Genomic DNA, 13,784 nt, shown 5'->3' with positions numbered 1-13,784 from the left:
CGGCTCGGCTCGGCTCGGCTCGGCTCGGCTCGGCTCGGCTCGGCTCGGCTCGGCTCGGCTCGGCTCGGCTCGGCTCGGCTCGGCTCGGCTCGGCTCGGCTCGGAAAAGAATCGCACGCCGGCAACACCAACCCAAACCGAATCGCACGCCGGCAGCTCGAGCCTCACCCCTCCGGCCACACCCCCCTGCCGACCCGATACGCAGCCGCCTCAGCGGCCGGCAGGTCGTGTCAAGGCACGCTTTCCCGCCTTGACACGACCTGCCGGCCGTTGAACAATCCGGCGTTCGGGCCGGCGGGACCCGCCCTCCCTGGGGGCCCGCCCCGCTTCCAGCGTATCGGCCCCAGCCGACAAAACCGCCGGCTCAGCCGCCAATCCACCCGGCCATCAACACCGCGGCCAAGTTGTGGACAAACCTCACCGGAACGCCGGATAAAAAGCCAAATCGGCATGCGGCCCCAACCGGGCAGCCAAAGCCGCAGCAACCCGCGCCGCGAACTCCGAAACAGCCGTCATCCGGACATACCCGGCATGCTTCGCCAAATCCCGCCACCAGGTCACGAAAGCCGCCTCCCGGCTGACCGGGGCGGCGTGCCGGGACAGGTTCAACGCCCCCAGCTCCTCCCCCGTGATCAGCCAGACCCGCAGCAGCTCGCTCGACGTCAAATGCCCGGCCAGCGCCTCGTCATCGGCAAACGCCGGCCAGACCCCGACCACCTCGGCCCGCCATGCCGCGATCATCGCCTCGCTCATCCCCGCCGGCAGCGCCAGCGCGTCCGGCCAGCCGGCGAACGGCAACCGCAGGTGAGCCGCGTCGACCAGGGCCGATCGGACGCAGCCGTTCTCGAAGTCCAGGAAGCGGACGCCCTGCCCGGTGACCAGGTTGTTGTCCGGGCTCAGCTCGACCGGGCTGAACGCCCGGAATCCCGCCGCGCGCGACTGCTCCACCGCCGCCATCACCTGCGCGAGCACCTCGTCCGGCACCGGGATCCCGAGGCGCTTCTGAATCAGCGAAGGCACCTGCGCGCACAACGCGTCGACTCCGTCGGAATCACCCTTCGCCGGCCCGCCCAGGCGCCGCAGCAACGCGTTGAAGTCCGCCTCGCGGCCGGCCGTGCTCGCGTGCAAGCGGCCGAGGGAGCGGGCCCAGGACAGCAGCGCCCTCTCGGCCGCGCGGGAGTCGCGGGCGTAGAGCTTGTCCTCCAGCGTCGGCGTGCGGCCCAGGTCCTCCAGCACGAGCACGCGGTCGCGGCCGTCGTGGGCCACCAGTTCCGGGCACATCCGCTCGTCCGCGGCCAGCGCCGTGAACAGCTGGTAGCTGACCGCCTCCTGGGCGAACGGGTCGGCGCCGGACTCCGGCCGGTCCGGGTAGTGCTTGATGACGAGCGTGCGCGGGAGCGCGAACGACGACACCACTCGCGCGCGGACCACCGTGGCCGGCCCGCTCCCCGCGAGGTCCTCGGGCCCGACCAACGTGATCGCGCTGCCGAACCGGCGTGAGAGAACGGACTCGCCCGCCGCGACCGCCGCGGCGATGGCAAGCTGCTCGGCTCCTGCCCCGACTCCAGCGTCGCCGGCGGAGGAGGTGTCGACTGTCATTGTCACCGACCCTACTCGTGACTGAGCAACCATGACTACTGACATCCGGACAAAAAGGGGCATCCCGCGTGAAGACGGGTCACCCGCGTGAAAGCGGACGCGTTCCTACCCGTGAACGTTGCCCATTCCGGCGCACGATCAACACAATGGCCGCAGCTGCAACGATTCCGAGAAGGTTGACCAGCAGCTGCCCGACCGACTGGACGCACCGGCTCCACTCCCCCGCCACGGCCGCGACGACCGCGTACCCCGCGGCCGGCACCGTGGTCACGGAGATGAACACGCCCACCAGCGCGGCCGACTTCGCCGACGTCATCGCGAGCATCCCGGCGGCGCCGGCCAGCATCGCGACGACCAGGGAAGGCACGCCGACGGAGAACACGAAGTCGACCTCGTGGTTCTTGTCCAGCCGGAACGCGTCCGCGCCGAAGACGTCGGTCGCGCGCACGAGCAGCGCGCCGCCGAGCGTCACGACCATCGCCAGCGGGAAGCCCGCCCCCAGGGCGGCACCCGCCCGCCGGACGAGGTCCCAGCGGCGCAGCACCAGCCCGACCGCGAGCGCGGCCAGCGGGCCGAACTCCGGGCCGACCACCATCGCGCCGACGATCGTCACCGCCGAGTTCGTCAGCACGCCGACCGCGGCGAGCAGGCAGGCGATGGTGAGGAAGGCCAGGAACGTCACGTTCAGCCGGGATTCCTCACCGGTGCGCGCGACCAGTTCCTCCCACACGACGGCGTCCGCGGCTTCGCCCGGCGCGGCTTCTTCCGCCCGGTCGGCGGCGTCGGACAGCGCGGTGTCGAGCGCTTCGAGCGTGATCCCGCCGGTGTGATCGAGACCGAGGCCGCACAGCGCGTCGATGATCTCGTCCGCCGCCTCGCGGGCGATGTCGGCCTCGACCAGGTCGCCCTCGGGTTCCACGGCGGCGCCGCGGTGCACGACGAGGTGCGCGGTGCCGGCGTGGGCCCGCAGGATGTCGAGCGCCGAAGCGGTCTTCTCCTGCGGGCACACGGCCCTGAGGTGCAGCACTAGTTCTGCGAGGCGGCGGCCGGTTTCGCGTCGATCCCGGCTTCCTTGCGCTGCTGCGCGGTGATCGGCGCGGGCGCCGCGGTCAGCGGGTCGTACCCGCCGCCGGTCTTCGGGAACGCGATCACGTCACGCAGCGAGTCGGCCTTCGCCAGCAGCATGACGATGCGGTCCCAGCCGAACGCGATGCCGCCGTGCGGCGGGGGGCCGAACTGGAAGGCGTCGAGCAGGAAGCCGAACTTCTCCTGCGCCTCCTCCTCGCCGAGGCCCATCAGATTGAAGACGCGCTTCTGGACGTCGCCGCGGTGGATACGGATCGAGCCGCCGCCGATCTCGTTGCCGTTGCAGACGATGTCGTAGGCGTAGGCCAGGGCGTTGCCCGGGTCCTGCTCGAACTTGTCGATCCACTCCGGGGTCGGCGAGGTGAACGCGTGGTGCACCGCGGTCCACTTGCCGGAGCCGACGGCCACGTCGTCGCCGATGTCCTCGACCGGCGCGAACAGCGGCGCGTCGACGACCCACACGAACGACCAGGCGTTCTCGTCGATCAGGCCGAGGCGCTTGCCGATCTCGTCGCGCGCGGCGCCGAGCAGCGGCTGCGTCGAGGCGGCCTTGCCCGCGGAGAAGAAGATGCAGTCGCCGGGCTTGGCGCCCGCCGCGGCGGCGACGTTCTCGCGCTCGGTCTCCGACAGGTTCTTCGCGACCGGGCCGCCGAGCGTGCCGTCCTCGTTCACGAGGATGTACGCGAGGCCGCGCGCGCCGCGCTGCTTCGCCCACTCCTGCCACGCGTCGAGCTGGCGGCGCGGCTGGTCCGCCCCGCCGGCCATGACGACCGCACCGACGTACGGCGCCTGGAACACGCGGAACGGCGTGTCGGCGAAGAACTCCGTCATGTCGGTGATCTCGAGGTCGAAGCGCAGGTCCGGCTTGTCCGAGCCGTACTTGGCCATCGCCTCGTGGTAGGTGATGCGCGGGATCGGCCGCGGGATCTCGTGCCCGATCAGCTTCCACAGCGCGGAGACGATGTCCTCGCCGAGCGCGATGACGTCGTCCTGCTCGACGAAGCTCATCTCGATGTCGAGCTGCGTGAACTCGGGCTGGCGGTCGGCGCGGAAGTCTTCGTCGCGGTAGCAGCGGGCGATCTGGTAGTACCGCTCCATGCCGCCGACCATGAGCAGCTGCTTGAACAGCTGCGGCGACTGCGGCAGCGCGTACCAGGAGCCGGGCTTGAGCCGCGCGGGCACCAGGAAGTCGCGCGCGCCTTCGGGCGTCGAGCGGGTCATCGTCGGGGTTTCGATCTCGACGAAGTCCTGGGCGTGCAGCACCTCGCGCGCGGCGCGGCTGACCTCGCTGCGCAGCCGCATGGCCGCGGCCGGGCCGCTGCGGCGCAGGTCGAGGTAGCGGTGCTTGAGCCGGACCTCTTCGCCGACGTCGACCCGGTCGTCGATCGGGAACGGCAGCGGCGCGGCCTCGGACAGCACCTCGAGCTGGGTCGCGAGGACCTCGATCTCGCCGGTGGGGATCTCGGCGTTCGCGTTGCCCTCGGGGCGCTTCGCGACCTCGCCGACGATCTTCACGCAGAACTCGGAGCGCAGGGCGTGTGCGCGCTCGGCCATCTCGCCTTCGCGGAAGACGACCTGGGCGACCCCGCTGGCATCGCGGAGATCGATGAAGATGACGCCGCCGTGATCGCGCCGCCGGGCCACCCATCCGGTGAGGGTGACGGTCTGTCCGGCCTGTCCGGCACGCAGGGTGCCGGCGTTGTGAGTGCGGAGCACTGCGACTGCTCTCCTTCGACATGGGGTGGTTCGCCTGTTGAGAAGGCTAACGAACCACCCAGCGTACGACGTCGGCAGGCTCGGGAGACGAAGTGGTCAGAGGACGTACTTGGGCCGGGTCTCCAGCGCCGCGACCAGGCGGTGGGCCTGGGACAGGTAGGCGGCGACCTGGTAGATGCGCCCGCCCGGGTGCGCCACCAGCCAGCCGGCGGCCGCGGTGGCGGAGGCGAAGAACGGCTGCCCCGCGCAGGCGACCGCGTCGACGCCGGCGAGCCCGAAGCCGAGGTCGACCGCCGCGACCACCGCGGCGGGCGGGTCGACCAGGAGGATCCCGTGCGGCATCAGTTCGATGCGGATGCGCGTGCCGGTGACCGGGCAGATCGCCGCCGCGTGGACGCGCTCGCCGGTCGCGATGGCGAGCAGGAACATGTCGACCGTGCCGTCCGGGCCCGCGCCGAGGGTGCCCTCGGCCGGCTCGAGGCGGTGGTGGGCGCCGCGGGGGGCGGGGCCGGTCGAGACGAGGTCGCGGTGCAGGGTGAACCCGATCAGCTCGACCAGGCGGCGGGCCTCGGCCGGGGTGACGCCGACGGTCGCGGCGAGCCTGTCCACGCCCACCGGGTGCCGGCCGGCCCGGGTCAGCTTCAGGGCGGCCCAGGCGAGCCGGGCGGCCGCGACACGGTCGGTCTGCGAGGTCGTCATCGTCCGGCTCCTTCCGGGCTCGATCCCTTCGACGTTAGGCGCCGGTGAGGCGGGGCGACAACGACACGATCGGACATTTTGCCGCAAACCGAAGACACCGCCCCCGAACGGCCCAGTGCGTCACCCAGTCGGTCCGAAAAGGACCATCAGAGCAGCCGCAGCTGCTCCGCGGGAGCGGCCTCCGCCGCCGGCAGCTCGGGACCCCGCGCGTCGAACCCGGACTTGCGGTCCAGGCCGTGCCGCCGCAGCAGCGGCCCGACCCGCGCCACCAGCCCCTCGCGATAGGCCTTCCGCACGTAACTCCCCCGCGCGTACAGCTCGCGGTACCGCGGCACCAGTTCCGGGTGCGTGCCCGCCAGCCAGCGGCCGAACCACTCGCGCGCGCCGGGCCGCAGGTGCAGCGCGAACGCCGTCACGCTCGTCGCGCCCACGTCGGCGAGCTGGGCGAACAGCGCGTCCAGCGCCTCTTCCGAGTCGGTCAGCCACGGGAGCACGGGCGCCACCAGCACCGAGCACGGCAGCCCGGCCTCGCGGGCCTTGCGGACCAGCTCCAGCCGCGCCCGCGGGCTCGGCGTGCCGGGTTCGAGGCGGTGCTGCAGCTCTTCGTCGAGCAGGGCGATCGACACCGCGAGCCCGACCGGCACGTCGCGGGCGACGTCGCGCAGGAGCGGCAGGTCGCGGGCCAGGACCGTGCCCTTGGTGAGCACCGAAAGCGGCGTGCCGGAGCGCGCCAGGGCCGTGATGATGCCGGGCATCAGCCGGTAGCGGCCCTCGGCGCGCTGGTAGGGGTCGGTGTTGGTGCCCATCGCGACGTGCTCGCGCCGCCACGACGGCTTCTTCAACTGCGCGGCCAGCACCTGCGGGGCGTTGATCTTGACGACCACCTGGGTGTCGAAGTCGCGGCCGGCGTCGAAGTCGAGATAGGTGTGGGTGTTCCGGGCGAAGCAGTTGTGGGACACCATGCCGTCGGCCACGAAGTCGCCAGTGCCGGTGGTGATGTCGAACAGCGGGAGCTGCAGCCCGAGCGGCTCGATCGCCTCCACGCGGCGGCGGCTCGCGCCGATCACCGCGCCTTCGAGGGACCGTTTCCACGTCACGGCCGGGTTGCCGACGTGGAAGAACCGGAGCACCTCGCCGACGCCGCCGAGCAGCCGGATTTCCTGGCGCGTCGGAAACTTCGGCACCTCGTCCAGCTGGTGGGCGAACCCGAACCGGTCGAGCGCGGCGACGAAGGCTTCGGCGATCTCGGGCTCGTCGTGTGCCACCGCGAGCACGCCGCGGCCGTAGTCGCCCGCGATGTCGAAGACGCCGGCGAGGAACCCGCGCTGCCAGTGGGCGTCCGGATCCGGCGGCACCTTGAGAAAACCGACCGACGCACCGAAGTCCGGCAGGTAGCGCAGCGCGCGGGCGGCGGCGTCCGGCTCGGCGGCGAAGCCGCCGGAGCGCAGCATCCCGCAGAGGTAGCCGGCCCGGTAGCCGAGCGTCTCGTCCGGCGTCGGCGCGAACCGGCCGACGCCGATCAGCTCGGCGCCGGGCGTCAGGTGCGGCCGCTGCGCGGCGCCGAACTTGCTGCCGGTGACGTGCTTCCAGCCCTTGCTGGTGAGGAACCGGTGATCACCGCCGGCCACGAGCCGGGTGCCGTCGTCGAGGGTCACCCGGTAGGCGGCGCGCAAGGTGGTCCAGTGCGCTTCGACGCGGGTCGGCACCAGCCGCCGGGAGGCGCCGTGGCCGCGGGTGCCGTAGATCTCGTCGCCGACCTTCAAGTCGGACAACGCCTTCGTCCGGCCGTCGGCCATCAGGATCCGGGTGCCGCCTTCGAGGCAGTAGGTGCAGGCGTGCGAGCAGCCGCGGTAGGGGTTGACGGTCCACCCGAACGGCACCCCGGACCCGGCGGGCACCTTGTTCAGCACCGACCGCGCGTGCACCTCGTGAAAGGTGACGCCGTCGAATTCCGGTGACCGCACCGATCGCACCAGGCCCTCGAGCCCGGGCAGTGCCGGTTCACCCTCCCCTGTCCGCTGTCGATCCCATCGCACGGCGCCAGTCGAACATATGTTCTAGACGGGTGTCAAACCGGTTCGGGGCAAGCGGATCACGTGGTGCCGGTGGTGTTCGTGGGGCGGATGGGACGGCGCTGGGCCGACCGGGTGGTGTTCCGGACGGCCACTCAACCGGGCACGCCCGGCCGGCGTGGACGCCGTGCGAACCCATCCGTGACACCGGAAGGCAGGACCCGATGATCTCTCGAACCGCGAAGACCGTGCTCGCCGCGACAGTGGCGGCCGCCGGGTTGTCCGTTGCCCTCGCGTCACCCGCGGCCGCGGCGCCCGCCTACTGCACCGTATCGAAGTCCGGCAACGGGGCGACCGCCTACTGCTACGCCTCCGCTTCCGGCACCCAGTTCCGGGCCATGGCCTACTGCCGCTACCTGACCCCCAGCGGCAGCTTCGACTACTCCTACTTCTACGGCGCGTGGCGGACCCAGGGCGACCCCCTCTGGTCCACCGCGGCCTGCGGTGCCGGGTGGAGCTACGTCAGCCCCAACGCCCAGGTGCGGTGAGAGTCAGGACGAGAACCGCTCCAGGGCCCGGATCTTGTTGGTCGCGTCCAGCGCCGCCACCTTGTACGCCTCCGACAGCGTCGGGTAGTTGAACACCGCGTCCACCAGGTAGTCGACCGTGCCACCGCAACCCATCACCGCCTGTCCGATGTGGACCAGGTCGGTCGCGCCCGTGCCGAACACGTGGACGCCCAGGAGCTTGCGGTCCGTCGTGGACACCAGCAGCTTCAGCATCCCGTAGCTGTCGCCGGTGATCTGGCCGCGCGCCAGCTCGCGGTAGCGGGCGATGCCGACCTCGTACGGCACCGACGACGACGTCAGCTGGGCCTCGGTCGAGCCGACGTACGAGATCTCCGGGATCGTGTAGATGCCGATCGGCTGCAGCGCGCCCAGCTCGTGCGCCGGCTCGCCGAACGCGTGGTACGCCGCGAGCCGGCCCTGATCCATCGACGTCGCCGCCAGGGCCGGGAAGCCGATCACGTCGCCCACCGCGTAGATGTGCGGGACCGCCGTGCGGTAGTTCTCGTCGACCACCAGGCGGCCGCGCTCGTCCGCGCTCAGGCCCGCCGCCTCCAGGTTGAGCTCGCCGGTCATGCCCTGGCGGCCCGCCGAGTACATCACGCCGTCGGCCGGGATGCGCTTGCCGCTGACCAGCGTCGTGATCGTCGCGTGGTCGGAGACCGCCACGTCCGCGACCTTCTCGCCGAAGCGGAACGTGACGCCGAGGTCGCGCAGCTGGAACTTGAGCGACTCGACGATCTCCGGGTCGCAGAAGTCGAGCATGTGGTCGCGCTGCTCCACCACGGTGACCCGGGAGCCGAGCGCGGCGAACATCGACGCGTACTCGATCCCGATCACCCCGGCGCCCACCACGACCAGCGACGACGGGATCTGCTCCAGCCGGAGGATCTCGTCGGAGTCGAGCACGCGGGCGGCGTCGAAGTCGACCTGCTTCGGCCGCGCGGGCCGGGTGCCGGTGGCGATCACGACGTGGTCGGCCGACAGCGTCCGCCGGTCGCCGCGGTGACGGCCGTCGACCAGGACGGTGTGCGGGTCGGCGAAGGAGCCGGTGCCGTCGAGCAGGTCGATGTGGTTGCGCAGCAGCTGCGCGCGCACGACCTGGACCTCGCGCCCGACTACGTGCTGGGTGCGGGCGAGCAGGTCGGCGATGGTGATGTCCTGCTTGACGCGGTAGCTGGCGCCGTAGAGCTCGCGCTGGTTCATCCCGGTCAGGTAGAGGACGGCTTCGCGCAGCGTCTTGGACGGGATCGTGCCGGTGTTGACGCACACCCCGCCGACCATGTCGTGCCGGTCGACGACCGCCACCTTCTTGCCGAGCTTCGCCGCGGCGATCGCGGCCTTCTGCCCGCCCGGGCCCGAACCGATGACGATGAGGTCGTACTCGTGCTCGCTCACGACGTCGAGCCTGCGCACCCGGCGCGCCGCGCGCAACCCCCTGCCGGTGAAGATCCGCGCGCGAACGGGTCGCGGAGTTGCGCGCGCCGGTGCTGCCCGCGCGCGAACGACCCCGCCTCGCCGCGCACCCCGCCCCACAAGATCCGCGCGCGAACCGGCCTCGGGGTTAGCGTGTCCCGGTGCTGCGCGTCTCGCTGCTCGGCGAGCAGGTCATCGCCGACGACGCTTCCGGCGCCGTGCTGACCCGGTCGCCGCGGTCGGTGGCGCTCGTCGGGCACCTCGTCGTGCACGCCGGCCGGGCGCAGCCGCGGCGGCTGCTCGCCGGGCTGTTCTGGCCCGACTCCACCGACGCGCAGGCGCTGACCAACCTCCGCCGGGAGCTGCACCAGCTGCGGCGCGTGCTGGGCGACCCGCCCTCGCTGAGCGTCACCGGGCAGGACCTGTGCTGGCAGGACACCCCGTCGAGCCGGGTGGACGTGCGGGAGTTCGCCGTCGCGCACCGGGCCGCGCTGGCCGCCGAGGAACCCGGTGCCGCCGCGAGGCACGCCCGGGCCGGTCTCGAGGCCTACCGCGGCGAGCTGCTGCCCGGCCTGGCCGACGACTGGGTCCTGGCCGCCCGCGCCGAACTGGAACGCCAGTGCGTCGAGCTGTGCGACCTGCTCTGCCGGACGCCGTCGGGCGATCCCGCCGCCGCGCTCGCCGCGGCCCGCCGCCGGATCGCGCTGCGCCCGCTCGAAGAGACGGGCTACCGGACGCTGATGGCGCTGCAGGCGGCGGCCGGTGACCGGGCGGGCGCGGTGAGCACCTACCACCGGTGCGCATCGGTGCTCGAACGCGAACTCGGCGTCGTCCCGGCCGAGGCGACCCGCGCGGCCCTGCGCCGGCTGCTGGCCCGGCCGGACCCGGAGCCCCGGCGGACGGCCGCGCCCGGGCTCGTCGGCCGCGCCGCGGAGCTGGCCCGCCTCGGCGAGCTGTGGCGGACGGCCGCGGCGGGCCGCGCCGGGTTCGTCCTCGTGCGCGGTGACGCCGGAGTGGGCAAGACCCGGCTGGTCACCGAGCTCGCCGGGCTGGCCCGGGCCGAGGGCGCGATCGTGGCCGCCGGCCGGTGCTTCGCCGCGCCGGGCCGGCTCGCGCTCGCGCCGGTGGCCGACTGGCTGCGCACGCCGGCCGTGCAGCGGGCGGCGGCGTCGCTGGACCCGGTGTGGCGCGCGGAAGTCGACCGGTTGCTGCCGGCCACGCGAACGGCCGGCGGCGGGCACCCGACCGTCGACGCGTGGCAGCGCCTGCGGTTCTTCGAAGGGCTGGCCCGGGCGCTCACCGCGAGCGGGCGGCCGGTGCTGCTGGTGCTCGACAACGCGCAGTGGTGCGACGAAGAGACCGGCGCGTTCGTCACCTTCGGCCTCGGCCTGCTGCCGGACGCGCCGCTGCTGGTCGCCGCGACCCTGCGCGACGGCGACCCCGGCCCGGGCGTCGCGGCTTGGACGGCCCAGCTGCGTGACGACGGCAGGCTGACCGAGCTGCCGCTGCGCCCGTTCGACGCCGACGGCACGGCCCGCCTGGGCGAGGCGGTCGCCGGCCGTCCACTGTCCACTTCAGACCGTGAACTGCTGCACGCGGCCACCGGCGGCTACCCGCTCTACGTCGTCGAAGCCCTGCGGGCCAACGATTCCCCGCCCGCCGAGGGGTTGGCCGCGGTGCTGCGGACGCGGCTGGAGCAGCCCGGCCCGGCCGCGCGCGAAATCGCCGGGCTCGCCGCCGCGGCCGGCCGGGACGTCACCCTCGAACTGCTCACCGAGGCGAGCGACCTCGACGCGGACACCGTCGTCGACGCCGTCGACGAGCTGTGGCGGCGCCGGATCGTGCGCGAGTTCGGCGGCGCCTACGACTTCACCCACGACCTGCTGCGCGAGACGGCCTATCAGCAGGTCAGCCCGCCGCGGCGGTGGCTGCTGCACCGGCGGCTGGCCCAGGGCCTGGAGCTGCTGCACGCCGGGGACACCGACGCCGTGGCGGCGCAGCTGGCCGAGCAGTACGCCCGCGGCGGCCGCCCGGACCGCGCCGTCGCGCACTACCGCCGGGCGGCGGCCGTCGCCGCGGGGACGTTCGCCCACGCCGAAGCGATCCGGCTGCTGCGAGAGGCATTGGCGCTGGTGACGGCCCGGCCGGCGAGCGGCAACCGCGACCGGGACGAGCTGGCCGTCCTCGAAGCGCTCGCCGGGCCGCTCAACGCCCACCAGGGCTACTCGTCGCCCGAGCTGCAGCGCACGCTGGAGCGGTCGCTCGCGCTGGCGGAGTCGCTGGGCGACGCGGAGGCCGCGCTCACCGCGCTGCTGGAGCTGTGGTCGTCGCGCTTCGTCCAAGGCCGGACGGTCCAGGCCCACGAGGCGGCCGAACGCGCGCTGGGCCTGCTCGCCCCCGGGACGAGCGCCGAGCAGGACGGTTCGGCGCACTTCATCGTCGCGGGCTCGGCGCTGAGCCTCGGCCACGACCCGGCGGAGGCGCTGCGGCACTTCGAGCTGGGCGCCGAGCGGACGCGCGGCGCGTCGTCGTGGCCGATCGGCACCCGCCCGGACGTCCACGGCCCGGCCTGGGCGGCGCACGCCCACTGGCTGCTCGGGCAGGAGGACGAGGCCGTGGCGTGCGGCGCCGAGGCGATCGCGCTCGCCCGCCGGATCGACCACCCGTACAGCCTGGCCATCGCCCTGGCGTACGCGGGGATGACGCACCAGATGCGCCGCGACCGGCAGGCGCTCGGAGTGGTCGTCACGGAGCTGCGGGCCCTGTGCGAGCGGTACGGCTTCGCGTACTACCGGGAGTGGGCGCTGCTGCTGGGCGGCTGGGCCCGTGGCGGCCCGGCCGGCCTCGCCACGGCGCAGGAGGGCGTCGCGAACCTCAAGGCCGAGGGGTCGTTCGCGCGGATGCCGTACTGGTTGTCGCTGGTCGCCGAGCTGTCGCCACCGGACGCGGCCCGGGCCACGCTGGATGCGGCCCTGGCGGCCGGCGAAGCCCGTGACGACCGCTGGTGGCTGCCGGAGGTCCTGAGATTGCGGGCGGGCCACGACGCCGACCCGGTCCCCCGGCTCCGGGCGGCCGTGGAGCTGGCCCGCGGCCAGGGCAGCATCGCCCTGCGACGGCGGGCGGAGGCGGACCTGGAGCGATCCTGACCAGGCCCGAACGACCCGAACGCTGGGCGAACGCCGGCGGCCTACGTTCCCCTCCGGAACCGAAATCCGAGAGGGGCCACCATGACCACCACCGCCTTGCCGCACGAGGAACTGGCCGCTGCTCTGCGCGGCGACCTCGTCACGCCCGCCGACCCCGGTTACGACGAGGCCCGGGCCGTCTACAACGCCATGATCGACAAGCGCCCGGCGGCGATCGCCTACTGCCGCGACGCGGCCGACGTCGTCGCCTGCGTCCGCTACGGCCGAGCCCGCGGCCTGGACATCGCGGTGCGCGGCGGCGGCCACAACGCGGGCGGCCTGGGTGTCGCGGACGGGGCGCTGGTCATCGACCTGTCCCGGCTGCGCAGCACCACGGTCGACCCGGTGCGGAAGACGGTCCGCGCCGACGCGGGCTGCACCTGGGGCGACGTCGACCACGCCACGGTGGCGTTCGGCATGGCCACGCCGTCGGGCATCGTCGCGTCCACGGGGGTGGCGGGCCTGACCCTCGGAGGCGGCATCGGCTACCTGGCCCGCCGCTTCGGTTTGACGGTCGACAACCTCCTGGGAGCGGACGTCGTCCTCGCCGACGGTTCGTTCGTGCACGCCTCGGAGTCCGAGCACCCGGACCTGTTCTGGGCCTTGCGAGGAGGAGGCGGCAACTTCGGCGTGGTCACGTCGTTCACGTTCCGCTGCCACGACATCGGCGAGCACGGCGTGGTGATCGGCGGCCCGGTGCTGTACGACCTGGCGGACACGCCGGAGGTGCTGCGCTGGTACCGCGAGCTGCTCCCCGCGCTGCCGGAGGAGCTGAACGGCTGGTTCGGTTTGCTGACGGTCCCGCCGGCACCCCCGTTCCCGGAGCAGCTGTGGGGCCGCAAGGCCTGCGGAATCGTCTGGTGCTACACGGGCGCGCACGACAAGGCGGACGAAGTCCTGGAGCCGGTCCGCTCGTTCGGTGAGCCGCTGCTGGTCGGCCTCCACGACCTGCCGTACACGGCACTGCAGGGAGCGTTCGACGCGCTGTATCCCGCAGGCCTCCAGTGGTACTGGCGGGCGGACGTGTTCCATGAGATTTCGGACGAGGCCATCGAAATCCACCTGAAGAACGGCGAGAAGCTGCCGACAATGCATTCATCGATGCACCTGTACCCGATCGACGGAGCGGCGAGCAGAGTAGCCCCGGACGCAACGGCCTTCCCCCACCGCAAGGGCGGCTGGTCGGGCGTGATCGTGGGCGTCGACCCCGCACCGGAGAAGGCAGCGGAAATCGCGGAGTGGACCCGCACCTATTGGGACGAACTCCACCCGACATCGGCGGGAGGAGCGTATATCAACTTCATGATGGAGGAGGGCCAGGACCGAGTGAGGGCGTCATACCAGGGCAACTACGAAAGGCTGGCGGCGGTGAAGAGGAAGTACGACCCGGAGAACGTCTTCCACGTCAACCAGAACATCCGCCCGACCACCTGAACCGAACAACGCAACCGGCCACCCACGGAATCCAGACCCCCGCAACCCCGATCCGAAGCCAGAACCCGTCCG

At 72.8% G+C, this 13,784-nt stretch carries 9 protein-coding genes; 3 read left to right on the top strand and 6 right to left on the bottom strand.

Annotated elements, in window-relative coordinates; genetic code table 11:
- Positions 1 to 416: 416 nt before the first annotated feature.
- From ACWEF6_RS17765 to ACWEF6_RS17745, 5 genes are all read right to left on the bottom strand, one after another.
- Positions 417 to 1,598 carry a phosphotransferase gene (locus ACWEF6_RS17765; RefSeq protein WP_449683926.1) on the bottom strand — a complete coding sequence of 394 codons (1,182 nt, stop codon included), beginning with the start codon at positions 1,596 to 1,598 and terminating at the stop codon, positions 417 to 419.
- A gap of 79 nt (positions 1,599 to 1,677) precedes the next feature.
- Complete coding sequence (locus ACWEF6_RS17760) at positions 1,678 to 2,625, bottom strand: DUF389 domain-containing protein (RefSeq protein WP_449680298.1); 948 nt, start codon at positions 2,623 to 2,625, stop codon at positions 1,678 to 1,680.
- Positions 2,625 to 4,400 carry an aspartate--tRNA ligase gene (aspS, locus tag ACWEF6_RS17755; RefSeq protein ID WP_449683925.1) on the bottom strand — a complete coding sequence of 592 codons (1,776 nt, stop codon included), beginning with the start codon at positions 4,398 to 4,400 and terminating at the stop codon, positions 2,625 to 2,627. Before aspS ends, ACWEF6_RS17760 begins: the two co-directional genes overlap by 1 nt.
- A 96-nt stretch (positions 4,401 to 4,496) precedes the next feature.
- Positions 4,497 to 5,099, bottom strand: coding sequence for an organomercurial lyase (gene merB / locus ACWEF6_RS17750; protein WP_449683924.1), 603 nt, complete (start codon positions 5,097 to 5,099; stop codon positions 4,497 to 4,499).
- Positions 5,100 to 5,245: 146 nt separating this feature from the next.
- The gene (locus ACWEF6_RS17745) at positions 5,246 to 7,135 is read right to left on the bottom strand and encodes an intein-containing Rv2578c family radical SAM protein (RefSeq protein ID WP_449683923.1); all 1,890 of its coding nucleotides are present in this window, start codon (positions 7,133 to 7,135) and stop codon (positions 5,246 to 5,248) included.
- A 200-nt stretch (positions 7,136 to 7,335) separates the two neighbouring features.
- On the opposite strand from ACWEF6_RS17745, the gene ACWEF6_RS17740 reads away from it, so the two are divergent.
- Positions 7,336 to 7,659, top strand: a complete 324-nt coding sequence (locus tag ACWEF6_RS17740; protein ID WP_449683922.1) for a hypothetical protein — start codon at positions 7,336 to 7,338, stop codon at positions 7,657 to 7,659.
- 3 nt (positions 7,660 to 7,662) lie between these two features.
- On the opposite strand, the gene sthA is transcribed toward ACWEF6_RS17740, so the two are convergent.
- The gene (gene sthA / locus ACWEF6_RS17735; RefSeq protein WP_449683921.1) at positions 7,663 to 9,075 is read right to left on the bottom strand and encodes a Si-specific NAD(P)(+) transhydrogenase; all 1,413 of its coding nucleotides are present in this window, start codon (positions 9,073 to 9,075) and stop codon (positions 7,663 to 7,665) included.
- Between the two features lie 179 nt (positions 9,076 to 9,254).
- Here sthA and ACWEF6_RS17730 point away from each other — a divergent pair, with 179 nt between their 5' ends.
- Positions 9,255 to 12,239, top strand: a complete 2,985-nt coding sequence (locus ACWEF6_RS17730; protein WP_449683920.1) for an ATP-binding protein — start codon at positions 9,255 to 9,257, stop codon at positions 12,237 to 12,239.
- 81 nt (positions 12,240 to 12,320) lie between these two features.
- Positions 12,321 to 13,712, top strand: coding sequence for an FAD-binding oxidoreductase (locus tag ACWEF6_RS17725; RefSeq protein ID WP_449683919.1), 1,392 nt, complete (start codon positions 12,321 to 12,323; stop codon positions 13,710 to 13,712).
- Positions 13,713 to 13,784: the final 72 nt, after the last annotated feature.

Source organism: Amycolatopsis sp. NPDC004772 (assembly GCF_053601215.1).
Note: the sequence above shows the minus strand (reverse complement) of the source record. Positions and strands in the feature narration are given on the sequence as shown.

Coding starts and splice junctions, on each gene's coding strand:
- ACWEF6_RS17740 (WP_449683922.1), top strand. CDS start 7,336: ATGATCTCTCGAACCGCGAAGACCGTGCTCGCCGCGACAGTGGCGGCC.
- ACWEF6_RS17725 (WP_449683919.1), top strand. CDS start 12,321: ATGACCACCACCGCCTTGCCGCACGAGGAACTGGCCGCTGCTCTGCGC.
- ACWEF6_RS17765 (WP_449683926.1), bottom strand. CDS start 1,598: ATGACAGTCGACACCTCCTCCGCCGGCGACGCTGGAGTCGGGGCAGGA.
- merB (WP_449683924.1), bottom strand. CDS start 5,099: ATGACGACCTCGCAGACCGACCGTGTCGCGGCCGCCCGGCTCGCCTGG.